We start from the raw sequence: 25,756 nt of genomic DNA on the forward strand, positions 1-25,756 counted from the left end.
ATATCCACAAGAGTCGGGAAGTTGAGGAATTGATTAGGGGGACAGGAGCACGAATCCTATACCTGCCTGTGTATGCGCCGGAGTTGAATCCCATTGAGATGATGTGGTCGGTGTTGAAGCATTTTATTCGGCAGCTTTGCAGAATTGGGAAATATAGCATGGAGCAGATAGTGAAGACTTCTTTACTACTGATCAATCCATCCTCCTTCCGAAGTTGGTTTGCTAAGTGCTGCTATTGTACCCCTTGAGTCCTTAACAGGCTGTAGCTGCCCAGCTCGGCAAAAGTGGCATCCAGCGCCGCTGCCACATAGCCCACGGCCAAGTGGTCGATAGGGCGGGTGCGGTTGAGCTGATCCCCGTACTTGCTCAGCCAGCCTTCTGCGTAGTGGGAGTGGGTGAGCTGGGCTTCGCCGCCGCTGGGGCTGGCCTGCAGCTCCAGTCGCCCCAAGCCGAGAAAGCTGAACACCTGGGATGCCACCGCCAGCCGCTCTGCTGCCTGCTGCACTCCCAAAGTCTTAAAAGCACCTTGGAGCAAGCTGTAGAAGATCTCCTGAGCTGCCTTGCGCAGGATGCTCACCCCGTCAATCCAGTCGGGATCCTCAATGGTCTGCTGCAGGAATAGGTTGTAGTGGTGGCAGTGGAAAATCACCGGCTCGCCAAAGAGAGAAATGAGCTTGCGCTCGCGGTCAAGGCGTAGATGCTCCAACATAGGTGGCTTGAGCTCGAGGCGATAGGAAGGGGCAACAGTTGACGACTTCTACAACCTTAGCCTTTAGCTAGGCAAGGCAATAGGCAAGCGCTCTACCCCCAATACCTCAGATACCGCTTTGTGGAGAATGCGGAGCTCCTGGGGGTTTAGGGTGCCTTTTTCTAGGCGGATGCGGTCAATGCCCGTTTTTAGGGACAAGCGCAGCATGACAAAGTTGGGATCCGGAGCGTAGCGCTTGGCGTAGCTAATCAAAGCCTGAGCAGTGGATAGGGTGCCGTCTTGAACAGGAGGCAGCAGCGGTTTGCCGTCGATGAGGATAGCTTTGATCCGCTCTGAAATTGCTTTGAGGTCGGTGATGGAGCGGGTCAAAAACAAAACAAAGTAGGGACTTTTGGGGAAAGACTTCAGGATCACCCGCACATGAGATGAGCCCGTTGTGAGGTAATCCGTCTCCTCCTCAGGGCTGACCGTTTGGCAAAGGCGGTTGTTGGCTTGGAGCAAATCGCTGGCGTAGGTGCCCAAAAGTTCCAGCGCCTGTTCTTCCTGGGCATCGCGGGCGTAAGTTACTTTGGCTACCGTTTTGCCATCCGTGACCCGCCCTACCAAGACGGCGATGAGGCCAGGGAGCCCAGGAATATGCTGCTCAATTACACTTTGCAGGGTGCGAATAGCCATGCTCCTCTCCGAGGTTAAGACTAGGTTCTTCGCTCATTGTAGCGATTAGGAAGCCTAACCCACGAACATTTACTGATATTGACGAAGCTTTCCGAGGAGGCTCAGCCCTCGCGCCACGGATCCCAGTTCTCATGAAATTTGCCTTCCAGGATGGCCTGGCGCATCTTTTGGGTGTAGCGCATCAGCTCCGTGATGTTGTGGATGGAAAGCAAGGTGTAGCCCAGGATCTCTTGGGCGCGGATGAGGTGGCATAAATAGGCGCGGCTGAAGTGGCGGCAGGTGTAGCAGGGACAGTCGGGATCAATGGGATCTAGGCTGCGGCGGTGTTCGGCGTTCTTGATGTTCCAGCGTTGGCCGCGGCTGATCACGGTGCCGTGGCGGGCATAGCGCGTGGGAATGACGCAGTCAAACAAGTCCACGCCGGCAGCCACTGCCGCCCGCATCTCGGCATAGGTGCCTACCCCCATAAGATAACGGGGGCGATCCGCCGGCAACAGAGGAGCTGTTTGTCGTACCACCGCGTGCATCAGCTCCACCGGCTCTCCCACGCTGACGCCGCCGATGGCATAGCCGGGCAGATCCAGCCGGCAGACTTCTTCTGCTGCCTGCCGACGCAGCTCCGGGTAAACCCCGCCCTGGACAATGCCAAACAAAGCCTGGTCTGAGCGGCGGTGGGCCTCCACGCAGCGCTTCAGCCATTGAGTAGTCCGCCGCACCGCTGCCGCCACCGCCTCAGGGCTAGCAGGATAGGGCGGGCACTCGTCAAAGGCCATGATGATGTCTGCCCCCAGGGCATTTTGGATCTGGATAGACAGCTCCGGGGTGAAACGGATGAGACGGCCATCGCGGGGCGAGCGAAACGTTACCCCTTCCTCGTCGATTTGGCGGATGGCGCTGAGGCTGAAGACCTGAAAGCCGCCCGAATCCGTGAGGATGGGGCCCGGCCAAGCCATGAAGCGGTGCAGCCCCCCGGCCTCTTGGATGATGCTTTCGCCAGGCTGGAGGTGGAGGTGATAGGTGTTGCTGAGGATAATGTGGGCGCCGGTTTCCTTGAGTTGGGCAGGGGTGAGGGTTTTCACATTGGCCAAAGTCCCCACCGGCATGAAGCAGGGGGTGGGGATCTCCCCGTGGGGGGTAATGAAGTATCCTGCCCGCGCCTGGGTATTGGGACAAGTGCCCTCGCAAACAAAGGTAAAAGCTGCCAAAGTTAGCGCTCTGGATCCAGTGAGTGCGCAGCCGAGCTTAGCATAAGGGCAGGATCCCCTTCCAAAGCCCGCCTCAGACCTTGACAAGGATCCCTTTCCTTGGGCATCCTTATAGATCACCGCGGAACTGGCGGAATGGTAGACGCGCTAGATTCAGGTTCTAGTGGCAGCAATGCCATCGGGGTTCAAGTCCCCGGTTCCGCATCTAAGTACAGCTAAGATCTCTGGCTTCACCTCTACTTCCTCTTACAGAGTCAGCTCCTTTTCAATTTGAGCCAGCTTAATACGGGCAAGGGCCAGGTTTCCTTTCTCTCGATCCAGGGCCAGATAGAAAAACAAGCCAGGTATATTCCTGAGTAGATACATCAGGTGGTACTGAGTCTCCAGAATGATAAGTATCTCTTCAATTCTGTCAGTGAATCCAAGGGACTCCGCAGCTCGCATCTTAGCGCGGATCACCTCTGTGTTTCCGGCAACAGCCAGCTCTAGATTAGCTTCGGGAAAGGCAGGGCTGTTGGTACCCTTGTATCCCAGGCACATCCCGGTTTTCCAATCCCCCAGCGCTACCCCAGTGCTCCATCGATGCTCAGAGCTTTTACCAAACTGTCTTGGAGTTTTTGCATGACTGAGAGTATTCCCCCTTTACAAAGCTCGTCGCTCTATAGTAAGTCTTCCGTTGAGAAATTTCAACTCGAAGCTTGCTTAAAAATGTTAGGATTTGATTATTTATAGGGTAAGTGAAACCAAATGCATTAGAGGAAGATTATTAAGCTTTCTCATCTTTGACATCAGTATAAATACTGAAACTGGGATCCGGTAAGTCTTTTTCCCTTCTGCCCGCGGCGGCTCTGGACGGGCCACGGCTCAGACTCTTATTTTGGCTCGTTTGCAGGAGCTAGAGTAGCTGACGCAGGCGTGGTGAAAATGTAGCGAACCGAACCAACGGGAAGCTGGTTTGGGGATCGGATCCCTGTAGCTTCCGGTGGAGAGGCTTGGAAGTTATGCTGGGGTTACCTCTTTTACCTTGAGACTATCGACCTCCGAGATCGGTGGATCGGAACCCTTCCTCTCCGCTTAGTTTGACCTATGCCTAAGGCCCCCCTCCCTCCCAACGAAGAGCAGCGGCTGGCTGCCCTGCGGCAGTATCAGATTTTGGACACCGCTCCTGAGAACAGCTTTGACGAACTCGTGCGGCTGGCTGCCCACATCTGCGGCACGCCCATTGCTCTGGTCAGCCTTATCGACGAACACCGCCAGTGGTTTAAAGCCAAATTCGGCGTCGATGTGCAGGAGACCCCACGGGATGTGGCCTTCTGCGCCCACGCCATCTTGTCGCCTAAAGAGCCGCTGGTGGTGCCCGATGCCACTCAGGATCCCCGCTTTGCCGATAACCCGTTTGTCGCTCAAGAGCCCCACATTCGCTTTTACGCTGGCATTCCCTTGGTAACTCTAGAAGGGCAGGCCCTGGGCACGCTTTGCGTTGTCGATTATCAGCCTCGGCAGCTTAGGCCGGAGCAATTGGAGCAGCTCAAGGCTCTGGCCCATCAGGTAGTAGCTCAGTTGGAGCTGCGCCGTACTTTGAGGGAACTGGCTCAGACGCGTCTGCTGCCTAAGTCGGGGGATACTAAACCTGCCCGCAAAAACCGCTTTCTCCTCAAAGTTACCGCTGGTTTTGGCCTGGCTGCCCTGATCTTGGCAGGGATCGCCTACTCCGCCCACCGCGCTGCTTCCCGTCTGCCCCAGATCAACAGGGAGGTAACCCAGCTTCTAGAAGAGCACGAGGTTCTAGAGAAGCTGCTAAGAGAAGTGCAGGCCGCAGAAGTCCACAAGCGCAGCTATCTCCTTACAGGCAATGCGAGCTTCTTACGGAGCTATCAGACAAGCACCGATTCGCTGTTTGCTCTTCTGAATCGGCTACAGGAATTTGCGGCCTTGGATCCCGTGCAGCAAGAGCACCTGAGCCGGCTAGAGCTGCTGCTGGCGCCGTGGCTGAAACTCAACCATGATTTGATTGAGCTGAGGAAGCAAGGGGAGCTATCTGCGGTTCAAGAAGCGCTGCAAAGTCAGGAAGAGGAAAAATTGAGGCAGCGGATTGTCGACGTGGTAGCGTCGCTAGAAGAGGAAGATCACCGCTGGCTGCAGCAAAGTAGCGATCAGTTTCAGCTAGCCTGGAGCCGCACCAATGCCATCCTGCTAGCGGGTCTAACGTTTACCTACTGCATCTTGGCTGCTGTTTACTCCCTCATTCGCCGAGAAAGTGCTGAGCGGGAAAAGGCAGAGCGATCCCTCAAGCAAGAGCGAGATTTTACCAACGCGGTTATCGATACGGCAGGGGCGCTGGTGGTGGTTCTGGATCCTGAGGGACACATTTTGCGCTTCAACCGCGCTGCCGAGCAGCTTTCTGGCTACTCGCTGGCAGAGGTCAAGGGCCGGCTGCTATGGGACTTAGGTTTGATCCCACCGGAGGACGTGCCCAGTGTAAAGCAAGCTTTTGAACAGCTCAAGGGCAACTATTCCCTCTTTTTGAATCGCCATGAGAATTTTTGGCGCACCAAGCAAGGGGCACTGCGGCTGATTGACTGGACCAATACCGCCTTAATCGGTGCCAACGGTGAGGCAGAGTTTCTCATGAGCACCGGCATCGACATCACCGACCGCAAGCTGGCGGAGCTGGCCTTGAAAGAAAGCGAAGAGCGCTACCGGGATCTCTTTGAAAATGCCAGCGACCTCATCCAGAGCGTGGATGCTGAAGGGCACTTTTTATATGTCAACCGCGCTTGGAAAGAGACCTTGGGCTATGACGAAGCTCAAGTTTATCAAATGACCCTCTTCGACATTCTCCATCCCGACTGCCGGGAGCACTGCCAGGCTCTTTTCCAGAAGCTTCTATCGGGGGAGAAACTGGAGAGGGTAGAGACAGCTTTCCTCACGGCCACTGGTGAAACTGTTTGGTTGGAGGGCAATGTCAACTGCCGCTTTGAAGATGGAGTGATGGTGGCTACGCGAGGCATCTTCCGCAACATTACTGAGCAGAAGAAAGCGGCAGAGGAATTGGAGCGGCAAAACCGCCGGGCTCAGTTGCTAGCCAATCTCAGCTTGAAGATCCGCGAATCTTTGGATATCGCCGAGATCCTAGAGACGACGGTAACAGAAATCCAAGCCCTGCTCAAAGCCGACCGAGTCTTGGTCTACCGCTTCCAGCCGGATGGTTCTGGGATCATCTCCAAAGAGAAAACTCAGCCGGGGATCCCCTCCTTGCTGGGAGAGGTGATCGAGGATCCCTGTTTTCAGGAAAAGTACGCCCAGCTCTACAGCCAGGGCCGCGTTCGCGTTGTTAGCGATGTGGAAAGTGAAGGACTGGAGCCTTGTTACCTAGAGCTGCTGCAAAAAATGCAGGTCAGGGCCAACTTGGTGGTGCCGCTGTTTTTGGAGCAGCAGTTGTGGGGGTTGTTGCTGGCCCACCAGTGCTCTGGCCCGCGTCAGTGGCAGCCGTTTGAGATGGAGCTGCTGTCGCAGTTGGCCAACCAAATTGGCATTGCCCTCACCCAGGCAGCCCTTTTGGAACGGGAGAGAAAGCGCAGCCTGGAGCTGGAGCAGGCCCGCAAAGCAGCTGAGCAGGCTGCACAGGCCAAAAGCAGCTTCTTAGCCACCATGAGCCACGAGATCCGCACCCCCATGAACGCGGTACTGGGGATGACGGGCCTGCTGCTGGAGACCCCCCTCAATGCAGAACAGCGGGACTTTGTAGAGACCATCCGCGTCAGCGGCGATGCGCTGCTCACCCTCATCAACGACATCCTGGACTTCTCCAAATTGGAGGCCGGGGAAATGGAGCTGGAGATCCTAGATTTCGATCTCCGCTCGTGTCTGGAAGAGGTGGCGGATCTGTTTGCCCCCACTGCCCACGCCAAGGGATTGGAGCTGGCAGTGCTCATGCCGCCGGAAGTGCCGCGCTATCTGCGGGGGGATGCGTCGCGACTACGGCAAATCCTCAACAATTTGGTAAGCAATGCCATTAAGTTTACCCATCAAGGGGAGGTGGTCATCCAGGCCGAGCTGATGCAGGAAACAACCACCCACGTCCAGCTCCGGCTTTCGGTAAGGGATACAGGGATCGGGATCCCCAAGGAGGCCCAAGCCAAGCTGTTTCAGCCCTTTACCCAAGTGGATGCCTCCACCACCCGCAAGTACGGGGGCACAGGACTTGGCCTGGCCATTTGCAAGCAACTGACAGAGCTGATGGGGGGCAAGATTTTCCTAGAGAGCGAGGAGGGCCGCGGCAGCACCTTCAGCGTTGAGCTGACCCTGGAGCGGCAGCCCTATGCCCAGCAGCTTGCCCAGCCTTCTGCTCGTGTCCCGGTGGATTTGCAGGGCAAGCGGCTGTTGGTAGTGGACGACAATGCCACCAATCGCAAGATCCTGCGCTGCCAGGCCACGGCTTGGGGAATGGTGGTGGAAGAGGCCGAAAATGCCTATCAGGCTATGGACAAACTGCGCCAAGCCGTTCGGGAAGGCAGACCCTTCCCCCTGGCCGTTTTGGATATGCAAATGCCAGAGGTGGATGGGGAGACCTTGGGCCGCTGGATCAAGGCAGATCCACAACTGGCCGAGACGCAACTGGTGATGATGACCTCCCTGGGACTGGGGGAGCACTCCCGCCGCGCTGCCGAAATCGGCTTTGCCGCCTACTTGGTTAAGCCGGTAAAACAAAGCCGTCTGCAGGAAGCGCTGGTCATGGCGCTGGGGAAATCTTCTGGTTTATCCACTTCGCTCTTGGGAATGAGTCCCGTCCTCCCTCAGACGACCCCCAGGGAGGATCGTCCCCGTCAATCGCTGCGCATCCTGCTAGCAGAAGACAACCCCGTCAACCAAAAGGTGGCTTTGCGCCAGCTCGAGAGTTTGGGCTACAAGGCCGATGTGGTGGCCAATGGTCAGGAGGTATTGGATCTCCTACAGCAGGTCAGATATGACCTTATTCTCATGGATTGCCAAATGCCGGTGATGGACGGCTACGAGGCCACGCGCCGTCTGCGCCAGCGGGAGCGGGGATCTGGCCACCACACCGTGGTGATTGCCATCACGGCCAACGCTATGCACGAGGATCGGGAGCGCTGCCTGCAAGCAGGGATGGACGACTATCTCAGTAAGCCGGTGCTAAAGGAGGATTTGGAGAGAGTGATCAACTACTGGAGCCGCCAGATCGCCTCCTCCGCACTAGGAGCAGCCAATGGGCCTACCTCCGAGGTGGCTTCGCCCGCTCCGCCTTCTCCTAAGGGTGCCAGCGGCAACTCTGATCCCACGCTGCCCTATCCCATCGACTCGGCTTACTTGGAGCGGGCTACGGGCGGCGACAGCCAGTTTCAGCGGGAGCTGCTGCAGGTGTTCGTCCAGGATTGCCAGAACCTGTTGCCGCGGCTGCGCCAAGCCGTTGCAGCGGGTAATGCTGAAGACTTGAGAAAAATTGCCCACCGCCTCAAGGGAGCCAGCGCCAACGTGGGGGCCCATGCCTTTTCTCAAGCAGCCCGCGAGCTCGAGCACCTGGGGGTGCAACTGGCCCAGCAGGGATCCCAGGCTGATGAGCTAGCCTGGGCCAGCGCTTCCCAGAAGCTGGAGGAGCTGGAGCGGATCTTGGCCGACATTCGCCAGTACTTGCAGGATTTGGAGGCCTAGGGCTTCTTAGACTTGTCGCCCTCACCCCCAGCCCCTCTCCCAAAGGGAGAGGGGAGATGGGGATCAAGAGGAGCAAATTGGTGCAGCTGTTTGGGCCTCGTTCTGGCTCGAAATTGCGGCAAAAGCCCGGCTGCTTGATCAATCTGGGAGAGGACAGCCGGGCAGACAGTATCTAGCTAGTGCTTCAACCCGATCGATCGGGCGGGTTGGGCTTACATCAGGCCAATTTGAGAGAGGATCCCTTGGCCGGTCAGCAACTCGGTGGCCACGCCAATCACAAAGCCCAACATCGCCAGACGGCCATTCCATTTTTCGGCAAAGGGGGTAAAGCCAAACTTAGCTTCTTGGTTCTCCATGGTTTTAACTCCATCAGTGGGTGACATCTCCAATGTGGCTCAAGTATTAAAAACTGTCAAGTTTTGTGTCGAGAGCTAACAAGTTCGACTTCCCCTCTTTAGCCTAGCGCCTTTGGTATTGGCGGTCGCCAAACAGGACTTGCCGTTCCTCGTCGCTGAGGGGCTGGTCGGGGGATCGGCGCGCCTCTGCCAGCAGTTGCAGGCCCTTCTGCGCCGCGGGGCGGGCCTCGATGGCCGCCAACCAGCGTTGGACGTTGGGGAACTCTTCGATGTTCAGCCCCTGCCGTGGGTAGCCTCGCATCCAGGGGAAGCTGGCAATGTCGGCGATGGAGTAGTCGCCCGCCAGGTACTCCGACTCGGCCAAGACCCGTGCCACCACCCCAAACAAGCGCCGCGTCTACGCATCAGCACGAGAGACAGGGGTACATCACCTGCTTTTCACCGTTGTCCAGAGGGCGTCGATGAGGCGCAGCTCTTCCCCTGACAGCACCTTGAGGTAGCCCAGTTTGGCAAAGGTTTCTTCATCGGGGTAGATGGCCGGGTTTTGCCGATCTTCTGGGTTGATCATGGGCAGCGCTGCGGCGTTGGGGGTGGCGAAGCGGTTGTAGTTGCTCAGTTGAGCGCCGACCTCGGCATCCAAAATGAAGTTGATGAAGCGGTTGGCCAGCTCTGGGTTAGGAGCTTTGGCAGGGATAGCCATCACGTCAAGCCAAATGTGGGCGCCCTCGCGGGGGACAAAGTAGCCAATGTTGGGATTTTCTTCGGCAGCTTGCAGGGCATCACCGCTGTAGACAACCGCCACATTGGCTGTCCCGGAGACCAGTTGATTTTTGCCGCCCACCCCGCCAATGAGACCGGCGCTGCGGCGTTTGGCTTGAATCAACAGCTCCTGAATCTGCTGCAGCTCTGCGGGAACGGTAGTACTGGGGTCAAAGCCCAGGTAGAAGGCGGCAGCCGCAAGCATAGAGCGCATCTCGTCGATCATCACAAAGGGGCCGTACTGCTGCTTAGGATCAAAGATCAGCCCCCAGGAACGCTCAAAGTTTTCCGGCAGGCGGTCTTTGCGGTAGCCAATGCCGGTGGTGCCCCACTGGTAGGGAACGGTGTAGGTGTTTTCTGGGTCAAAGGGCAAGCCGACAAACTTCTCGTCCAGGTTGCGGAGATTGGGAATGAGGTTTTTGTTGAGAGGCTGCAGCAGGCCCAGCTCCACCATGTTGGGCACCACATAATCGGTGGGCACGACAATGTCGTACTGGCTGACGCCGCCCCCCCGCAGCTTGGCAATCATGTCCTCGTTGGACTCGTACACACTCACCACTACGCGGCTGTTAGTGGCTTTCTCAAAGGCCGTGAGAATGGCTGGGTCAATGTATTCCGACCAGATGTAGAGTTGGAGGGTTGGTTTTCGGGCAGCAGTTCCTAAGCGCCAAAAGAAAAGTAGGGCCAGTAGACAGCAGAGCAAAGCAACGGCCGTGGCAATTCTCTTTTTCATGGGCATTTTCAAACCTAGTGGAGCTGGACGTCGCCCTTACACCTAGCCATGGATCTGGAGCGATCCTGTCCGGCCAACTGCAGTTCAAACCCCTGCTCTAGCCTACCACCTGGACTTCCCCGTTGCTGTTCTCCCCAACCAAGAAGAGCAACTGATATAGCCGCTGCTGCTCGGCAGGGTTACAGTAACGCTGTTGCTGCGTGGGCCAATCTTGGAGAGCCAGCTTCTGTTGTTCCTGCAGCCAGTTCTGCAAGCTTGAGTCGGCAGGTAGCTGGGCCTGGAGAACTTGCAAGTCGTTAAAGCGGCCCAACTGTTCCTGCAGACGCTTGAGGGCCTTCACCCAGCTTTGGAGGGTCTCTCCGTAGAAGGGGGCAAAAAACTCTAGCTGGTAGCGCAGGCGTTTGGTGGCTTTGCGCAGGTCATGCAGTTGTTCAGCCTGAGCTTCGGTTTCGGGGAAGGCCGGGATCCGCCAACCCGGCTGCAGGAACCACGCCGCTACTAGCGGCGCCAAAAGATGGGGCAAGCTCTCCTGCACAGGAAGCTGGGCCGCAGGCCAGTAGCGAGGAGAAACCAGCCACTCTTCGCAAGCAGCCTGGAACTTCAGGAAGTCCTCCTCTGCCAGAATGCGGCGGGAGTGTTTCTCGGCTTGAGCTTGGCGCCGCTGCAGCTTTTCCTTCAGCTCCTCTAGCTCCGCCTGCTGGTCTGCCGGGATCCCTTGCCAACAGGGTTCGTGGAGGATTTCTAGCAACACGTCCAGATCCCGCTGCTGGCCCAGCGTCTTGATCAACTTTCGCAAACGTTTGGGCCTGAGCGGCTTGGGCAGGCGCAGGGATCCCTGAAACACCTCCACCCAGGTGCCGATGCGGCGCAAGCTCACCCGGATCTGATGAAGGGATTCTGCCGCCTCCGGGTGGTGCTTGAGCACTCTCCCCACATGCTTCTGCAGCCGCTGCCATTGCTGGCTCAGCAGTTGGTGGGCCAAAGCAGCTAGCGGGGGCAAGCTTGAAGACGAGAGCAAGAGTGACTCCGAGGACTCCGCCTTGCCGAGGCTCTCAGTTTTCGATTCAGCAGCAATGATGTCCACCGCAAGTCTTCTCTACCCACGACAACAACTCCAAAGAGCGGCAAACTCCCCTGCCCTAGCCTACCTAGGCTAGCTTGAGCCGCCCCCTGCTCCCCCCTTTTTAACCAAATCTTAACCTTTCGTCTAGGGCCTTGGGACTGCTGCCAGCAGGCGAGGCTTGACCACCGACCAGATGCGGGCAGCCACCTCCAGGGGGGATCCCCCGGCGTCAATGCGGACAATCCGCTGCGGCTCTGCGGCGGCTAGAGCTTGAAATCCGCGGTAAACCCGGCGGTGGAACTCCAGGTGCTCCTGTTCGAGCTTGTCGCCAAGACGGGAGCGCGCCAGCCCCACTTCGGGAGCAAGATCCAGCCACAGGGTAAGCTGCGGCTGCAGCCCGCCGGTGGCCAAGTGGTTGAGCTGGCGGATCTGCTCCAAGTTCAGGCCTCGACCGTAGCCCTGGTAGGCCAAGGTGGAATCGGTGAAGCGATCACAGATCACCACTTGTCCCACCGCGAGAGCCGGCGCGATGACCTTGTTCACGTGTTCAGCCCGATCCGCAGCGTACAGGAGCAGCTCGGCCAGCGGCGTCAAGGGATCCCCGTGCAACAGCAGCTCCCGCAGCGCTTCGCCCAGCGCCGTCCCTCCCGGCTCGCGGGTAGACACGCAGGCGTAGCCTTCTCGTTGCAGCCGCTCGGCCAAGAGGGCTTGCTGGGTGGTTTTGCCCACCCCCTCCCCGCCTTCTAGAGTAATGAACACGGCGCCGTCAGGGGGCTAGCGCAGATTAAGCTGCGGTTGCAAATCAAAGGAGTGGCCCGGCACCATCACGTACACGTCGGGGATGTTGGTGGGCTCCAGGTTTTGCAGGGCCAGCCCCTCCACGTTGGAGCGGAGCGCGTTGTTGACGGCGGTTTCCAGTTGGGACAAAACCTGGGCCTCATTACCCTGAGTGGCTAAGCTGGGAAACTGGTTGTAGACGGCGCGGGCCAAGCTGCTGGCCAAGGGGATCTGGATCAGGGTGAGGTTGGATCCGCCCAGTTGCGGGCCCAAGGTGTTTGCCCGCCCGCGGATGCCCAAAGCTTGGAGGGCATTGGCCGTTTGGCTGACAGGGATGGTGCAGGTGTCCATCTTGTAAATGGGCACCGAAGCCATGGTGAGGGCAGAGACGCTGGTCAGTTGCACCACGGTAAAGGAAGCCGTGCCGTTGTAGGCAAAGCAAAAATCCCGGAAGGCCGCCGGCACATTGGCAGCGCGGATGGGGCGCTCATCGTCAAAGCCGCCCGACTCGGCAAAGATGTTGCGGATGGCAAACCCGCCGAAGAAGGCCAGCAGGGCCACCACCAGCAGGATGGTCAGATCTGAGGAGGAGACTCCCCCTGAAGAGCTGCTGCTGCGTCCTCCCCCTCCATATCCCCCCCTGCCCCCGTAGCTGGGGGTGTAGCCGTAAGCTGCAGAACGGCTGGAGTCGCTCCGGTAGGAGCCGGCATAGGCGGCAGAGCGGGCGGATCCGTCGTAACCCCAGTTGCTGGAGATAGGGCGCCGGGGAACCAAGGCTTGTCCGGCACGGCTGGGCCGGGGCCGAGAGGACTCCGTCTCGGCACCCCGCGAAGATCCGGCGGCAGCTTCTCGGGCTGAGCTGGCCCTCTGTCCTCCGCGCCCAGAGAGACGAGCAGCGGACGTCTTGCCATCGTTTTGCCTCTCCTCATCCTCTAGCCAGTCTTCGGCACCTCCAGTGGAGGGAGTAGAGCCGTCCTCCGGCAAGGGGGGCGGGGAACGCCGGCCTTGGGACTCTGGGCTGTTGGGAGCTTGGCCGCGGCTTCCCTCGCCGGCAGCAGCCGTTGAGTCTGGAATACGGTTTGGATCCCGGCTTGGATCGCGCTCCTCAGAGAAGGTCATTCTTCAGGCTCCCAACGCAAAACTGGCACTCCCATCTTCCTGTACCGAGGAAACCTTTTGACAGGTAGGATCCACAGAGCTGCAGCCTTAGGGTTCAAGGGATCCCCCCCGCGGCCTCGTGAAACCTTTTCTGGCCCAGGCTGCTGCCATTGTCTCGGCCCCCCTCGTGGAGAATGCAGCCGTACCTTCAAGCTAGCCTAGACTGCGCTCCAAGATGAGGAGCTGTTCTTTCAGGGCTCTCAGGGCCTGGCCGCGGTGGCCGACCGCTTCTTTTTGCGCCGGGCTCATCTCGGCGAAGGTCAGCCCCACTTCGGGCACCCAAAAGAGGGGGTCGTAGCCAAACCCTCCCTTGCCCCGCGGCTGAGCCAGGATCTCCCCGTGGCAGATGCCCTCCACCAAGGCCCGCACCTGGCCCTGGGGATCGACAAGGGCAATGGCGCAGTGAAAGCTGGCTTGGCGGTTGGGGATCCCTTCCATCTCCCGCAGCAGCCGCTGGATGCGGGCGGCATCGTCGGGGGCATAGCGAGCGGAGTGGATCCCGGGGGCGCCGCCAAGGGCTGCCACCGCCAGGCCGGAGTCATCAGCAATGGCCCACTCCCCCAGCGATTCTGCCACGGCCTTGGCCTTGAGAAGGGCATTTTCGGCAAAGGTGCTGCCGCTCTCTTCCACAGTCAGCTCGGCAGGCAGGGGGCGCAGCTCCCAGGCAGGGGCATGGAGCTGAAAAAAGGTGCTGAACTCCCGCCATTTGCCGGAGTTGCTGCTGGCCAAGATCAAGGGGCGTGCCATAAGGGTATCTTAGGGGAAACCAGCAGACAGTGGGGGGGCTGCCCAGGGGCTCAGGGGATTTCCAGAACCATGTTGTGCAGCGCCGTGTTGATCACCAGGGTGGATCCGCACCGCTCCACCTTGCCCCCGTCCCAGTGCATGTGGCCGCAGATGTAGTAGCGCGGCTGCAGGTGATCCACCAAGGGGCGCAAGGTGGGCATGCGGCGGTGGTACCATTTTCCGCCTTCGTCCAACAGGCCCCGCGGCGGCGCGTGGCTGAGCAACAGGTCAATGGGGCGAGGAGGTTGACCGTAGAGGGTGAGCAGCTCCTGCAGATGGCTGCGGGTGAGGGTCCAGCTCCAACCACAGGGGGGAGTCCAGGGCACCGCCAGCACTTGGAGCCCCAGCCACTCAAAGCAACAGGACTGGGTAATCGCCCGCCCCCAACTGCCAGCCAGCGGCTCCAGAACAGAGGCTGCCGGATCGTGGTTGCCGGGCAAAAAGAGCCAGGGCTTGCCCAGACTGTCCACCGCCGCCAGAAAAGATTGCAACTGGGCCACCTCGGCTTGGGCTGTGGGGTGAAAGCCTTGAGTGGCTTTGCAGGAGGGCTTGCCGGCCTTGGAACAGAAATCGCCGCAGTTGATGTAAGCATCCACTTGGGGCAGATGGTCAAGGGCCTGCCGGATCAGCCGGTCGTTGCCGTGGTAGTCGGAGCCGAGGAGCAGTTTAATTCCCATAGGCTGGCGGGAAGCGAGGGGTCTATTGCGGACGAGATCCCTGCAGCAGGGCAGCCACTTGTTGCCAAGAGCTGCGGTACCAGGCCCGCTGGGCCTCCAGCTCCTCTTCCAAAGATCCTGTCGGGCCAAACTCTGGACAGGCATACCCCAGGGAGCGCAGGCCGGCCACTAACAGCGCTGGCGACAGCCACCATTGCTGGGCCAAGCGTAACAGATCCACCTGGGCTTGGTTTTGCAGGTAGTGGCGCAATTGCCGTTGTAAGGCAGCGGCGGAGGGCAGAGGCACCGCCTGGTGGTGCAGGACAATCAGCAGCGCGTCGCCGGGAGTGCAGGAGAGCAACCACTTGAGGTGATCCAAAGAGGGAGGCCAACTCCACAGCCACAGTTGGTTGTAGCGATGGCCAGCTTGGGGGCGGTCGTAGTGGAGGGTCAGGGAGGGATGCTGCTTCGGTGGCAGGACAAACGTAGGGCGCCGGAAGCCGTAGAGGAGGATCGTTCCCCGCGCCTGGGGCAGGAGGGCAGAAAATCGAGATACAGCCTGCCAACGCAGCGGTTGGGTGGGCTGGGGGGCAGGGCGGTAGATCAGCAGGGGGGAGGGTGCTGCCTGGGCGCCAGCTTTGGCATCGGAGAGGGTGGGAGCGACGGCGGCGGGCGAAAGATCGGCAGAGCTGGCTTCTGCGGCAGGCCGGATCCCAAGAATCTCCAGCTCCAGTTGGGTTTCTTCCCCCCACCTTTTGGCCTTGAGGGTGTAGGCGATGTCAATCTGCGCCGGCAGGGGATAGGCGGCGGCCCCTCCCCACCAAATGGCCCACAGGGGACGGCTGCGGGCTTTGGCTGGGGCAGCAAGTGAGGATCCTGCCCCGTCTAGGCCCCGGCTGACGGGATCCCGGAGCAGCAGCTTCAGGTGGCCGGGGGTATCCTCCCCCCTTTGGGCAGGCTGTGGGCAAAATCGCTGCTGTTGCAACACCTGCAGGTTGCGGCTGCAAAAGACCGGCTCCGGATTGCCGATGCCACAGGGCTGCAACCGCTGCAGCTCGCGGTAGAGGTCGAAGGTGAGATCCGCCAGTGCCACCTCCGCGTCGATCTGCACCAGGGGACGGATTTGTTCCGGCTGCAACCGCTGTTGGGCAAATTGCCGAAGCCGCTCTTCCAAAAGAGGCCAGTTTTCCGCCCTCAGGCTAAATCCCCCCGCCGCCGGGTGGCCGCCGTGTTTGCTGAACAAATCTTTGCAAAACTCCAACGCCTGAAACACGTCGAACTCCGGGATCCCCTGCCGCGCCGAGCCGGTAATCTCCCCCTGGGGCGACTGGCTGCCGATAAACACCGGACAGCCAAAACGCTCCGCCAGCCGCGAGGCCACCAGGCCAATTACCCCTTTGTGCCAGCGCTGCTGCGGGGATCCCAAAATCGTCAACACTCGCTCTTGCTGCAGATCCCGCCCTTGCCGGGCGATTTGCTCCAGGGCCTCCGCCTCGAGGCGCCCACACATCTGCTGCCGCACCTGGTTGAGGCGTTCGCAGCGGCGGGCCAGTTTTTCTGCCTGCTGCGGATCGTCGGTGGTCAGCAACTGGATCCCCAGCTCCGGTCGGCCAATCCGCCCAATGGCGTTGATGCGCGGCCCCAGGCCAAACCCTACCCACTCTGGCCGCAGCTCCTCTGGGGATCCCGTCATTCCCATCACCGCCAAGAGGGCGCGGATCCCGGCCACCTGGGAAGTGGGCAAGAGAGCCAGCCCCTGCCGCACCCAAAGGCGGTTAACTCCCGTCAGCGGCGCCAAATCGGCAATGGTGCCCACCGTAAACAGTTCCAGCGCCACCCGCTCCAAATGTTCGTCCCCGCGGCGCTCTGCCAAGGCCTGGGCCAGGAGGTAGGCCACCCCCACCCCGGCCATCCCCCGATAGGGAGAAGAGAGGGGGAGCTGTTTGGGATTGAGGATGGCGTCGGCAGGGGGCAACTGGGGGGGCAAGTCGTGGTGATCCGTCACGATCACCGTCAAGCCCAGCTCTTTGGCCAGTTGGATGGGCGCATGGGCGGCAATGCCGTTGTCCACGGTGAGGATGAGGCGTACCCCCTCGCGGTGCAGCTCCTGCACCATGCGGTTGTTGAGGCCATAGCCCTCCCTGAGGCGGCTGGGGATGCGGTAATACACTGGAGCGCCCCGCAGCGCCCGCAGCAGCAGAGCCGTGCTGGTCATGCCGTCGGCATCGTAATCGCCGCAGATGGCAATGGGCTCTTGTCGGCGAATCGCCCCCTCCAGCAATTCCACCGCCAGCGGCAAATCGGCAAAATCTTGGCTGGGCGGGGGCAGGTGGACGGGATCCGGCTGCAAATACTGCTGCACGGCAGCAGGGCTGGAGAGGCCGCGATTGAGCAAGATCTGAGCCAAGACGGGCGAGACCCCCACCGCCTCAGCCAAGCTCTGGGCAGCCAGTGGGTTCACAGGCTGAAACAGCCAGCGTTGGTCAGGGATCCCGGCCATGGCCATCGGTCTTCAGATAGCGGGTAGCAGTGCTACAGTTGGCCTATGAGCTATCTTTTGACCCTAACCCAAAAACGCCTCTCTGCTCCTCAGTCCGCTGCCCATGTATTCTCTGCTGCTTACCTATGGCCTCAACCCCTTGGCGGGACTGAAGCTGTTGGTCAAATCTCCTGAGCAGGCCTCTCTGTGGACGTTGGCCCAACAGCTCTGGAGCCGCCCCGGATCCCGGCGACGCGGGCCGCGCCTCCAAATCTCTCTGGGCCGCCTCGTGCCCGAACAGACCGAGCGACTGTCTAAATTGGAGGTGCTGCTGCGCTTGCGGTTTTTCATCGCCATCGAAGCCGCAACGCCGGAGCAGTCTCTGCCAGCCCTCCCCTCCGGCCAGGGATCCGCCATCCAGCTTGCCCGCTACACGGAGGGCTCACAGCAGTACAAGACCGAGATCATCCGCTTTGCTCTGGGGGGATCCCCGGCCCTCCGCCGACCGAGTCGCCAGCGCTATCGTCGCCGTCGCTTCTGAAGACCGCAGGTGACAGGGGTTGTCAAACCCTCCTCGGCCAGCGGCGTGTCTATACTAGAGGTACACTAAATCTGCGCTTCTCCCGTGAACGCTGGGCTGCGTAACCGCCGCAGATGGATTGCTCGCCTGTGGCTTGCCTCAGGGGGGACGACTTGTACAGGCCTCCTTCCATGCGTCCCTTGGCTGCGACCGGCGATGGCGACGGCGCTCGTGGCCGGATCTCTGGCAGCTTTTGCCCTCGCCCTGCCTGCTGCTCTGGCGCTGACGCGTTACCAAGTTCACGTGTTGGCCGATGGGGCAGCCGAGCTGGCCAAGGTGCGCGCCCAGGTGCCGGACGCCTATTTCGTGCAAGGGGATGGACAAGTGTTCATCTTAGCGGGGACGTTCATCAACCGCAACCACGCCCAACGCCGCCAAGCGGAATTGGAACGGCTGGGGTTGCCGGTGCGGGTGGTGAGCCGCCAAGAGACGGATCCGCCCCTGCCGCCCGCTTTTCCCGCTCCCTCCCCCAGTCCTGCCCCGCCAGCGCCAACGGCTCCCCCCTTCGATCCGCAGCGGCCCTTTGCCACCCAAGTGCCCAACCCTACTGGGGATCCCCGGCTGGAAGAGCGGGTGCGCCGCTTCTTTCCAGGGGCTGCTGTGGTGCAATACCGCGGCCAGGCGGCTTTGCAGACGGGCACCTTCTCCCGCCTGTCGCTGGCGCAGGATCAGGCCCGCTGGCTGACCGCCCAGGGCCTGCCGGCGGTGGCGGTGTCGTTGGCAGGAGAGGAAGCTGTGGGGGATCCCGACTCCAACCCACCTCAGGGGGAGCGCTACTGGGTGTTGGTGGCCGATCCCAGCGGTGAAAAATGGCTTGCACTCCAACAACTGCTAGAGGGATCCCTGCCCTTGATCTACGACGACCTGCGGGTGGTGCGCACCGGCGGGTTTGCCGACCCCGCTGCTGCCGCCGAACAGGTGCGGTACTTGGCCGACCAAGGCTACGAAGCCGGGATCTTCCCCGCCGATCTGCGCCGCTCTCGACCGCTTCTGGTTCAGGATCCCACCCCCTCTGCCGCATCCCTGCGCGCAGAAGGCACGGGCGGATTTTGGGTGGTGGTATCCGCCGGGGCAGAGGCGCTGCCCAAGCTCCAGCAGTTTGCCCCTGACGCTTTTGTGCGCGGCTCAGTGATTCAGGTGGGCACCTACCGGCAACGGGCCAATGCCGAACAGGCGCGGCGTGCTCTGGCTGAAGCAGGGTTTGACGCCCGCATCCTGCCCGTCGAGTAGCGGCAGCCGGATTCAGCCCCTCTCCCTCAGGGATTCCCTCACCCCCAGCCCCTCTCCCTCAGGGAGAGGGGAGATTAGGAACCGTTTCGCGGCTGTTGGGAATAGCTCCATCGGGCTGCTTGGGCCTCGCTGCCCTTTGCACCACTGGTTGGAATCGCCAGGGATCCTTCTTCCAGTGAGATCGCCGCCAGCGTGAGGCGCAAGGTTTCCGCCTGCAATTGGGCTGGGCTGGCCAAGGGATAGGCCAACTGTTGCACCAGTTGGGGGCGATCCCCGCCGCCAAGATCTAGGCCGGGATCCAACCAATCCAACTGCCGCTCGCGGGCTTGCTTTTCCTCGACGCCGCCGAGGCCGAGCCAACGCCGAAAGCTGGGCCAAAGGTGCTGAGGCAAGGGTCGCACCCGCCCCGGCACGGCTCTGTCAAAACAAATGAGAAAATCCGCCTTCCAGCCGTTGCAGGCTGGACAAAGAGGCTGCAGGTTGGCAGCCGTGTTGGGCCCCCCACGGCTAAGGGGGATGATGTGATCCTGGACAGGGGCGGATCCCACCTCCGGCCAGGGCTTGCCACAGCAAGGGCAGCAGGGGTACCAACGCAACAGTTGCCAGAACTCGGCGGCGGCCACCTGGCCCGTCAGGTCGTAGCTGCCCCGTTTTTCCCTGGCGCGGGCAGCCTTCTGTTTCTGGCGTTCTCGGCTGGCACAGGTGGGGCAGGGATCCGGCCGAAACAGGAAACTATCTCCGCACTCTGGGCAACGATAGGGACTCGACATCTGGACTTGAGGCTCTAACCGGGCTAGAGGGCTTGCTTGGCCTGTTGCAGCGTCTGCTCAAACACCTCCAAAGGCTGCGCCCCCGAAAAAGAAAGGCCGTTCAAGATGAAATGAGGGGTGCCGCCGATGCCCAGTTGAGAGGCCAGATCCATATCTCGCTGAATGGCGCGCTCCGCCGCCCGGCTGCGCCGATCCCGATTGAATTTCTCCACATTTAGGCCCAACTTCTCGGCGGTAGCTACATAAAATTCATCCCCAAGCTGGGATTGGTTGGCAAACAGCTCGTCGTGGAACTCCCAGAACTTGCCCTGACGGTGGGCAGCCCAGGCCGCGCGAGCCGCCGCCATCGCCTCCGGGTGGATGCTGGTCAAGGGCAGGTGCTTGTACACCAAGGTCACCTCATTCCCGTGCTCGGCCATGAACTGTTTGAGGGTGTCGTGGGCGCGGGCGCAGAAGGGACATTGAAAATCGGAAAACTCCACCAACACCAACCGCAAAGCGTCGGATCCCAGTTGAGGAGAGTCTCCGATGACGGCACGCGGGTTCTCCCGCAACTGCCGGCCAAATTCTTCCGCCAACTTCTGCTGTTGTTGCTGCTGCTCTTGGTACTGCCGCTGCTGGTACTCCTGCACCGCCTCCAGGATCACCTGGGGGTGCTTGCGAATGATCTGCAGCACCTGCTCCTCCAAATCGGCTGGAGCTGCGAGGGCAACTTGGACAACGCTGCTCATCCCCAGCCAAACCAGCAGCGCGCCGAGGAACCCAGCTTTGGCCAAGCACTGTCCCCACGCGCGAAAAACCCTTGCCAGACTATCCATCCCAAAACCCCCTCTCGAGTATGCCCAGAGCTGTACAGCTCAACCAGGCTAACGCCAGATGGCGGCGATGTCCACCACGCTTTTGGGGGGATCAGGAGTTGGTCGCTTGGAGAAGCTGCTCCTTAATCCGCTGCAACTGACTGGCCCAACGGGGATCCGGCTCAAAGGCCCCTTCAGTCTCGGCAACGACATTGCCTCCACTCCCTTTGTTGCCCCGCTGGCGTTGCTTTTTGCTGGGAGCGGACTTTTCCCCAGACTCTTTGGAGCCTTTGGAAGAACCTCGGGGCTCAGGATCCCCGGGCGCCCTAGAATCCTTGCCAGCATCTTTGGCAGACTCCTTAGCTGGGGAGCTGGAGGCTGCTGCCCTGGCTTCGGCGTCTTCCCGTTTCTCCCGCCGCTGGGCAATCTCGATGCGCAGGTTGACATCGCCAAAGCTGTGGCCGTTGAACTTTTCGATGTACTGCTGCGCCTGCTCTTCGGTGCTCACGGTTACAAACCCGAAGCCGCGACATTTGCCTGTCCGCCGATCCCGAATCACCTTGGTGGAAATGACCTCACCTGCAGAGCTAAAGAGCTTCTCCAATGCCTGACGATCCACCTCTTCCGGCAGATTTCCGACATACAGACGAACGGGCATGATGCAGCGAAGCTCCTATCGAAATAACAAAAGGCAGCCAAAAAGCAAGGTGCTAGGTCAAAGGCGCTCAAGCCGACAGCAAATTTCAAAACCCAGTAGCCTTCGGTGGTCTATTGTTGCACCACAGCGGGGCACAAAGCACAACCTTTGCAAATCACAAGGCTATCTTCTAATTTACCTTAACTTGGAGCCACCCAGACGAGCAGAACGGTTTCCGTCATGGATTGCTTTGTACAGTCGGCCGCTGCAGCAGGCCCTGATCCCTAAGACAAACCGGTGGTGTTCAGGCGATCTCGGCGATCTCGATGTTGAAAAGGTCGGGCCTGGGGGGCTGTATAGTCGGCTACAAGATGGCCTCGCCCTCGCAGTTGGTAGCGGTAGGTCACCAAGCCCTCCAAACCCACCGGGCCGCGCGGCGGCAGCTTTTGGGTGCTGATGCCCACTTCTGCCCCCAAGCCGTAGCGAAAGCCATCGGCAAAGCGGGTGGAGGCATTGTGAAAGACCCCTGCTGCGTCCACTTCGTCGAGGAAGCGCTGGGCAGCGGCGGCATCTTCGGTCACGATGGCCTCGGTATGGCGGGATCCGTACCGCTCGATGTGGGCAATGGCTTCGTCGAGAGAATCCACCATTTTGATGGCCAGAATCAGGTCGGCGTACTCCGTGCGCCAGTCGGCCTCGCTGGCCGGGATCAGATCGGGCACCAGTTGGCGGCAGCGGGGATCCCCGCGCAACTCCACCCCCTTCTCGCGCAGCGCCTGCACGGCCAGGGGCAAAAACCGGGGGGCGATCTCTGCGTGCACCAGCAGGGTTTCGATGGCGTTGCAGGCGGCGGGGTACTGGGTTTTGCTGTCCAGGGTTAGCCTCACCGCCATGTCCACATCGGCAGCCCGATCTACGTACAAGTGGCAGAGGCCATCGGCATGGCCCAGCACCGGGATGCGGGTATTTTCCATGATGTAGCGGACAAAGCTGCTGGAGCCGCGGGGGATGATGAGATCCACCAGCCCTTCCAGTTGCAGCAGGGCCTTGACCTCGGCACGGCTGGTGAGCAACTGCAAAGATCCCTGGGGAAACTCGGGGATCTGCTGCAGCCCCGCCTGGATGGCCGCCATCAATGCCTGGCAGGAGCAGAGCCCCTCCGAGCCACCCTTGAGCAGGACGCTGTTGCCGGTTTTCACCGCCAGGGCGGCAATTTGCACCAGAGCATCGGGCCGCGACTCGAAGATCACCCCCAGCACTCCCAGAGGGTAGGTGCGCCGCTCCAGCACCAGCCCCTCATCCAGTTCCCGGATCAGCAAGGCCTGCCCCACCGGATCCGGCAGCCGCAGCACCTGCCGCACCCCGGCCACCGCGTCGGCCAATTTCTGGGCGTCCAACTTCAAGCGGGCGTAGGCCGAGGCGGACAGCTCACCGGCCTTGACCTGCTCCGCTGCCTGCTCCAAATCCGCCTGGTTGGCTGCCAAGATGGCCTCTTGGTGTTCCAGCAAAGCGGTGGCCATGGCCTCTAGGGCGGCATTTTTAATGGCAGTGGGCAAGGTAGCCGTGCGTCGAGCGGCAGCGCGAGCCAACTGCACCTGGGCCAGCAGGGGCGAGTCAGCAGCAGCTTCCGGCAGGCTGGGAGAGTCGGTTACAAGAGACATGGACTCCAGAAGAAAAAGCGCCTTTGCAAATGTGATCGCGAGAGCACCTTTGCAGGGATCCCTGTGCTACGTTGGGCACAGTTGGGCTGTACCATTTGCAGCCTACCAAACTTTGGATACCACCGGCTGGGGCAGGCAGCACTGCTTTGTCCCTGAGATAAAGTTGGGGCAGGGAAGAGCCTCTGGGCGAAACCCCCAAAAGCTGGAGATTAATCTCGACTTTTAGACCTTGTCTTCCAGGAGAGCCAATGAGAAAGCGTGGGTTTGTGGTGAGTGCAACGGCTGCAGTGGTCACAGCCGTGTCGCTTGTCGGGGTGCAGCTATCCATGCCGGGTTGGGCAGGGTTTCGCCGGGATCCCAAGGAAGTGGTGGACGAAGTTTGGCAGATTGTTAATCGCGAATACGTCGACCCTTCCTTCAACTCCGTCGACTGGGAGGCGGTGCGGCGGGATCTGCTCAGCCGAGAATATGCCACCCGAGAAGATGCCTATGCAGCCATTCGCGAAGCCCTGAAGAAACTGAACGATCCCTACACCCGCTTCTTGGATCCCGACCAGTTCGCCAGCATGCAAATTGACACATCCGGTGAGCTGACCGGGGTGGGGATCACGCTGGGCATGGATCAAGAGACCAACGAGCTGGTGGTGATCTCCCCCATCGAAGGATCCCCCGCCGACCGGGCCGGGATCAAGTCCAAAGATGTAATCGTGCGCATCGACGACAAATCCACCGAAGGGATGGACACCAACACCGCCGTCAGCCTCATTCGCGGCGAGCCGGGCACACGGGTGCGGCTGACCATCCGCCGCGAGGGGGAAGGGCTGAAGGTGTTCGACCTGGTGCGGGAGAGAATTGAGCTGGCCACCGTGCGCTATGCGGTTCACCAGGAAAATGGCCTGCCCATTGGCTACATCCGCATCACCCAGTTTTCCGGCAATGCCGCCGACAAGGTGCGCCAGGCCATTCGCGAGCTGGAGAAACAAGGGGTGGCCGCCTATGTGCTGGATCTGAGGGCCAATCCGGGGGGGCTGCTCTACTCCAGCGCCGAGATCGCCCGCATGTGGATCGACCGGGGCAGCATTGTCTCGACGGTGAACCGGCAAGGGGAGCAGGATCGCCTCACGGCCAACAACAGCGCCCTCACCGACAAGCCTTTGGCTGTCTTGGTGGATGGAGGATCCGCCAGCGCCAGCGAGATCTTGTCGGGGGCTTTGCAGGATAACCGGCGCGCCGTGATCGTGGGCACGCAAACCTTTGGCAAGGGCCTAGTGCAGTCGGTGCATCCCCTCTCCGATGGGTCGGGCCTGGCGGTGACCATCGCCCGCTATCGCACCCCCAAAGGCACCGATATCGATCACAAAGGCATCACCCCTGACATTGTCGTGGAACTGTCCGAAGAAGATCTCAATCGCCTCAGCCGGGATCGCGAGTTGGTGGCGACTCCCGCCGACCCGCAATATGCCGCCGCTATCCAGGCCCTCCAGGCGCAGATCTCGGCCCGCCAGCAACAGGCCAAGGAGCCAATGCGTTCCTCTTCCCTCTAGCCAGCGTTGGGGCCCAGGCTGCGAGACCTTGCTGAGTAGCGGCCTTGCGCTGGCGAGCAGGCAGCAGCGCGGGCCGGAAGTTGTTTGCGGAGGCGGTGAAGCGCGATGGCGGGGTTGCAAGCTGTAGGATCCATCAACTTAGCCGGGCGGGATCTGCTCAAACTCAGCGACCTGAGCCCGGCGGAGCTAGCGGCCTTGCTGGTCCAAGCGGCGCAACTGAAGCGGGATCCCTATCGGGTGGATCTGCGCGGCCGGGTGCTGGGGCTGTTGTTTCAGAAGGCTTCTACCCGCACCCGTGTCAGCTTTACCGCTGCCATGGCCCAGTGCGGGGGCAGCACCCTAGATCTGGTGCCGACGGCGATGCAGATGAGCCGCGGCGAGCCTCTGCAGGATACGGCCCGCGTTCTCTCCCGCTACCTGGACGCCATTGCCATTCGCACCTACAACCAGCGGGAGCTGGAAATCTTTGCCGAATATGCCGAGATCCCCGTGATCAACGCCCTCACGGATCAGTTTCACCCCTGCCAAGTTTTGGCCGATCTGCTCACCATCCAGGAGAACTTCGGCCAACTGGCGGGCCTGACCTTGGCCTATTGCGGCGACGGCAATAATGTTGCCCATTCCCTGCTGCTGGGCTGTGCCATGAGCGGGATCCACATCCGCGTCGCCACCCCCCCCGGCTACGAGCCAGATGCGGCAGTAGTAGCAGAAGCGCAAGCCTTGGCCCAGGGATCGCAGGTGTGGGTGTTGCGGGATCCCTACGAAGCGGTCGCGGGAGCCCAGGTGGTCTATACCGACGTGTGGGCCAGCATGGGCCAAGAAGACCAGGCCGAGGCGCGCAAAGCCGACTTCCTGCCCTACCAGGTCAATGCTAAGCTGCTGAAACAGGCGGCTCGCGAGGCCATTGTGCTCCACTGCCTGCCCGCGCACCGGGAAGAGGAGATCACCGCCGAGGTCTTGGAGGGATCCCAGTCCCGGGTGTGGGATCAAGCAGAAAATCGCCTCCACGTGCAAAAAGCGCTCCTGATCCAACTGCTGGGGGCAGGGTGATGGCCCTCACCCCCGGCCCCAGAGGGGAGCCTGTCAACGGTTATTGGCAGGGCGGCGGGCAGCGATGGCCAGGCTGACGTTGGGCAGTCGCTGCAGGGTATCCATCACCTCCACCACCTTGCCGTGGGAGAGAGCCAAATCGGCGTTGATCACCACCAGGCGGCGCCCTTCAGCCGGCTTCTCGGCCAGGACGCGTTCCACCTCTGGGATCAGGGCGGCAAGATTGGCAATCGCCTTGCGGTTGACGGCAATTTGGCCTTCAGCGGTGATGCTCACCGTAACGTCTGGCTGGCGGCGGGCTTCGGCTGTGGAGGCCTCTGGCAAATTGACATCGAGGGCCTCCGAGCGGGTAAGCACCAGGCTGGCGATGACGAAAAACACCAAGATCGAGAAGATGACATCGATCAGGGGCACGATGTTGATCTCGCCGGATCGAAAGTTTTCTTCGGGGATGCGCATAG

Annotated in this window: 24 protein-coding genes and 1 tRNA gene; 7 read left to right on the forward strand and 18 right to left on the reverse strand. The window is 60.6% G+C overall.

Annotated elements, in window-relative coordinates; genetic code table 11:
* Nucleotides 1-248 (forward strand): transposase (locus SYN65AY6A5_RS11265; RefSeq protein WP_206336959.1); only part of this gene is annotated, 248 nt, incomplete at its 5' end.
* Here the strand turns inward: SYN65AY6A5_RS11265 and SYN65AY6A5_RS11270 are convergent.
* From SYN65AY6A5_RS11270 to tgt, 3 genes are all read right to left on the reverse strand, one after another.
* Complete coding sequence (locus SYN65AY6A5_RS11270) at nucleotides 233-709, reverse strand: hypothetical protein (RefSeq protein ID WP_240527775.1); 477 nt, start codon at nucleotides 707-709, stop codon at nucleotides 233-235. The genes SYN65AY6A5_RS11265 and SYN65AY6A5_RS11270 overlap by 16 nt on opposite strands.
* Nucleotides 710-772: 63 nt before the next feature.
* The gene (locus tag SYN65AY6A5_RS11275; RefSeq protein ID WP_099835726.1) at nucleotides 773-1,384 is read right to left on the reverse strand and encodes a hypothetical protein; all 612 of its coding nucleotides are present in this window, start codon (nucleotides 1,382-1,384) and stop codon (nucleotides 773-775) included.
* Between the two features lie 101 nt (nucleotides 1,385-1,485).
* Nucleotides 1,486-2,589 carry a tRNA guanosine(34) transglycosylase Tgt gene (tgt, locus tag SYN65AY6A5_RS11280; protein ID WP_099812681.1) on the reverse strand — a complete coding sequence of 368 codons (1,104 nt, stop codon included), beginning with the start codon at nucleotides 2,587-2,589 and terminating at the stop codon, nucleotides 1,486-1,488.
* 121 nt (nucleotides 2,590-2,710) lie between these two features.
* Here tgt and SYN65AY6A5_RS11285 point away from each other — a divergent pair.
* Nucleotides 2,711-2,793 (forward strand) — tRNA-Leu (locus tag SYN65AY6A5_RS11285).
* Nucleotides 2,794-2,835: 42 nt separating this feature from the next.
* On the opposite strand, the gene SYN65AY6A5_RS11290 is transcribed toward SYN65AY6A5_RS11285, so the two are convergent.
* Nucleotides 2,836-3,129, reverse strand: coding sequence for a hypothetical protein (locus tag SYN65AY6A5_RS11290; protein ID WP_240527778.1), 294 nt, complete (start codon nucleotides 3,127-3,129; stop codon nucleotides 2,836-2,838).
* Between the two features lie 546 nt (nucleotides 3,130-3,675).
* Between SYN65AY6A5_RS11290 and SYN65AY6A5_RS11295 the strand changes: the two genes are divergently transcribed.
* Nucleotides 3,676-8,259, forward strand: coding sequence for a response regulator (locus tag SYN65AY6A5_RS11295; RefSeq protein ID WP_099812682.1), 4,584 nt, complete (start codon nucleotides 3,676-3,678; stop codon nucleotides 8,257-8,259).
* 212 nt (nucleotides 8,260-8,471) lie between these two features.
* On the opposite strand, the gene SYN65AY6A5_RS11300 is transcribed toward SYN65AY6A5_RS11295, so the two are convergent.
* The 9 genes from SYN65AY6A5_RS11300 to recJ all read right to left on the reverse strand — a co-directional run bounded on the left by SYN65AY6A5_RS11300 (nucleotide 8,472) and on the right by recJ (nucleotide 17,053).
* Nucleotides 8,472-8,642 (reverse strand): chlorophyll a/b-binding protein, encoded by a 171-nt coding sequence (locus SYN65AY6A5_RS11300; RefSeq protein WP_011431605.1) that lies wholly within the window; start codon nucleotides 8,640-8,642, stop codon nucleotides 8,472-8,474.
* Between the two features lie 76 nt (nucleotides 8,643-8,718).
* Nucleotides 8,719-9,003 carry a glutathione binding-like protein gene (locus SYN65AY6A5_RS11305; protein WP_099812683.1) on the reverse strand — a complete coding sequence of 95 codons (285 nt, stop codon included), beginning with the start codon at nucleotides 9,001-9,003 and terminating at the stop codon, nucleotides 8,719-8,721.
* Between the two features lie 39 nt (nucleotides 9,004-9,042).
* A complete protein-coding gene (locus SYN65AY6A5_RS11310) occupies nucleotides 9,043-10,113 on the reverse strand; it encodes a spermidine/putrescine ABC transporter substrate-binding protein (protein WP_240527779.1) in 1,071 nt (356 codons plus the stop codon).
* Nucleotides 10,114-10,204: 91 nt separating this feature from the next.
* Nucleotides 10,205-11,191: a CHAD domain-containing protein gene (locus SYN65AY6A5_RS11315; protein WP_099884435.1), complete on the reverse strand. Its 987-nt coding sequence runs from the start codon at nucleotides 11,189-11,191 to the stop codon at nucleotides 10,205-10,207.
* Between the two features lie 123 nt (nucleotides 11,192-11,314).
* Nucleotides 11,315-11,929 carry a dTMP kinase gene (tmk, locus tag SYN65AY6A5_RS11320; protein WP_011431602.1) on the reverse strand — a complete coding sequence of 205 codons (615 nt, stop codon included), beginning with the start codon at nucleotides 11,927-11,929 and terminating at the stop codon, nucleotides 11,315-11,317.
* Between the two features lie 15 nt (nucleotides 11,930-11,944).
* Entirely contained in the window at nucleotides 11,945-13,066 is a 1,122-nt protein-coding gene (locus SYN65AY6A5_RS11325; protein ID WP_099812685.1) for a hypothetical protein, read from the reverse strand.
* A gap of 192 nt (nucleotides 13,067-13,258) precedes the next feature.
* A complete protein-coding gene (gene rdgB, locus SYN65AY6A5_RS11330) occupies nucleotides 13,259-13,852 on the reverse strand; it encodes an RdgB/HAM1 family non-canonical purine NTP pyrophosphatase (protein WP_011431600.1) in 594 nt (197 codons plus the stop codon).
* A 50-nt stretch (nucleotides 13,853-13,902) separates the two neighbouring features.
* The gene (locus tag SYN65AY6A5_RS11335; RefSeq protein WP_011431599.1) at nucleotides 13,903-14,568 is read right to left on the reverse strand and encodes a metallophosphoesterase; all 666 of its coding nucleotides are present in this window, start codon (nucleotides 14,566-14,568) and stop codon (nucleotides 13,903-13,905) included.
* Nucleotides 14,569-14,590: 22 nt separating this feature from the next.
* Entirely contained in the window at nucleotides 14,591-17,053 is a 2,463-nt protein-coding gene (gene recJ / locus SYN65AY6A5_RS11340; protein ID WP_240531038.1) for a single-stranded-DNA-specific exonuclease RecJ, read from the reverse strand.
* 97 nt (nucleotides 17,054-17,150) lie between these two features.
* Between recJ and SYN65AY6A5_RS11345 the strand changes: the two genes are divergently transcribed.
* The gene (locus tag SYN65AY6A5_RS11345) at nucleotides 17,151-17,567 is read left to right on the forward strand and encodes a hypothetical protein (protein ID WP_011431597.1); all 417 of its coding nucleotides are present in this window, start codon (nucleotides 17,151-17,153) and stop codon (nucleotides 17,565-17,567) included.
* Between the two features lie 195 nt (nucleotides 17,568-17,762).
* Nucleotides 17,763-18,836 (forward strand): sporulation protein, encoded by a 1,074-nt coding sequence (locus SYN65AY6A5_RS11350; RefSeq protein WP_240527782.1) that lies wholly within the window; start codon nucleotides 17,763-17,765, stop codon nucleotides 18,834-18,836.
* A gap of 74 nt (nucleotides 18,837-18,910) precedes the next feature.
* Here the strand turns inward: SYN65AY6A5_RS11350 and SYN65AY6A5_RS11355 are convergent, their stop codons facing one another.
* The 4 genes from SYN65AY6A5_RS11355 to SYN65AY6A5_RS11370 all read right to left on the reverse strand — a co-directional run bounded on the left by SYN65AY6A5_RS11355 (nucleotide 18,911) and on the right by SYN65AY6A5_RS11370 (nucleotide 22,701).
* A complete protein-coding gene (locus SYN65AY6A5_RS11355) occupies nucleotides 18,911-19,606 on the reverse strand; it encodes an HNH endonuclease signature motif containing protein (RefSeq protein ID WP_099884437.1) in 696 nt (231 codons plus the stop codon).
* Nucleotides 19,607-19,629: 23 nt separating this feature from the next.
* Nucleotides 19,630-20,382, reverse strand: a complete 753-nt coding sequence (locus SYN65AY6A5_RS11360) for a DsbA family protein (RefSeq protein WP_228375373.1) — start codon at nucleotides 20,380-20,382, stop codon at nucleotides 19,630-19,632.
* A 133-nt stretch (nucleotides 20,383-20,515) separates the two neighbouring features.
* The gene (locus tag SYN65AY6A5_RS11365) at nucleotides 20,516-21,061 is read right to left on the reverse strand and encodes an RNA-binding protein (protein ID WP_011431593.1); all 546 of its coding nucleotides are present in this window, start codon (nucleotides 21,059-21,061) and stop codon (nucleotides 20,516-20,518) included.
* A gap of 263 nt (nucleotides 21,062-21,324) precedes the next feature.
* Nucleotides 21,325-22,701, reverse strand: a complete 1,377-nt coding sequence (locus SYN65AY6A5_RS11370; protein ID WP_099884439.1) for a glutamate-5-semialdehyde dehydrogenase — start codon at nucleotides 22,699-22,701, stop codon at nucleotides 21,325-21,327.
* Between the two features lie 248 nt (nucleotides 22,702-22,949).
* On the opposite strand from SYN65AY6A5_RS11370, the gene ctpC reads away from it, so the two are divergent.
* Together ctpC and argF are read left to right on the forward strand one after the other, a co-directional pair.
* On the forward strand, nucleotides 22,950-24,245 hold the full coding sequence (ctpC, locus tag SYN65AY6A5_RS11375) for a carboxyl-terminal processing protease CtpC (RefSeq protein WP_011431590.1): 1,296 nt from the start codon (nucleotides 22,950-22,952) through the stop codon (nucleotides 24,243-24,245).
* A gap of 132 nt (nucleotides 24,246-24,377) precedes the next feature.
* A complete protein-coding gene (gene argF, locus SYN65AY6A5_RS11380) occupies nucleotides 24,378-25,295 on the forward strand; it encodes an ornithine carbamoyltransferase (protein ID WP_187147178.1) in 918 nt (305 codons plus the stop codon).
* 33 nt (nucleotides 25,296-25,328) lie between these two features.
* Here the strand turns inward: argF and SYN65AY6A5_RS11385 are convergent, their stop codons facing one another.
* Nucleotides 25,329-25,754, reverse strand: a complete 426-nt coding sequence (locus tag SYN65AY6A5_RS11385) for a biopolymer transporter ExbD (RefSeq protein ID WP_011431588.1) — start codon at nucleotides 25,752-25,754, stop codon at nucleotides 25,329-25,331.
* Nucleotides 25,755-25,756: the final 2 nt, after the last annotated feature.

Source organism: Synechococcus sp. 65AY6A5 (assembly GCF_002760415.1).
Classification (GTDB): Bacteria; Cyanobacteriota; Cyanobacteriia; order Thermostichales; family Thermostichaceae; genus Thermostichus.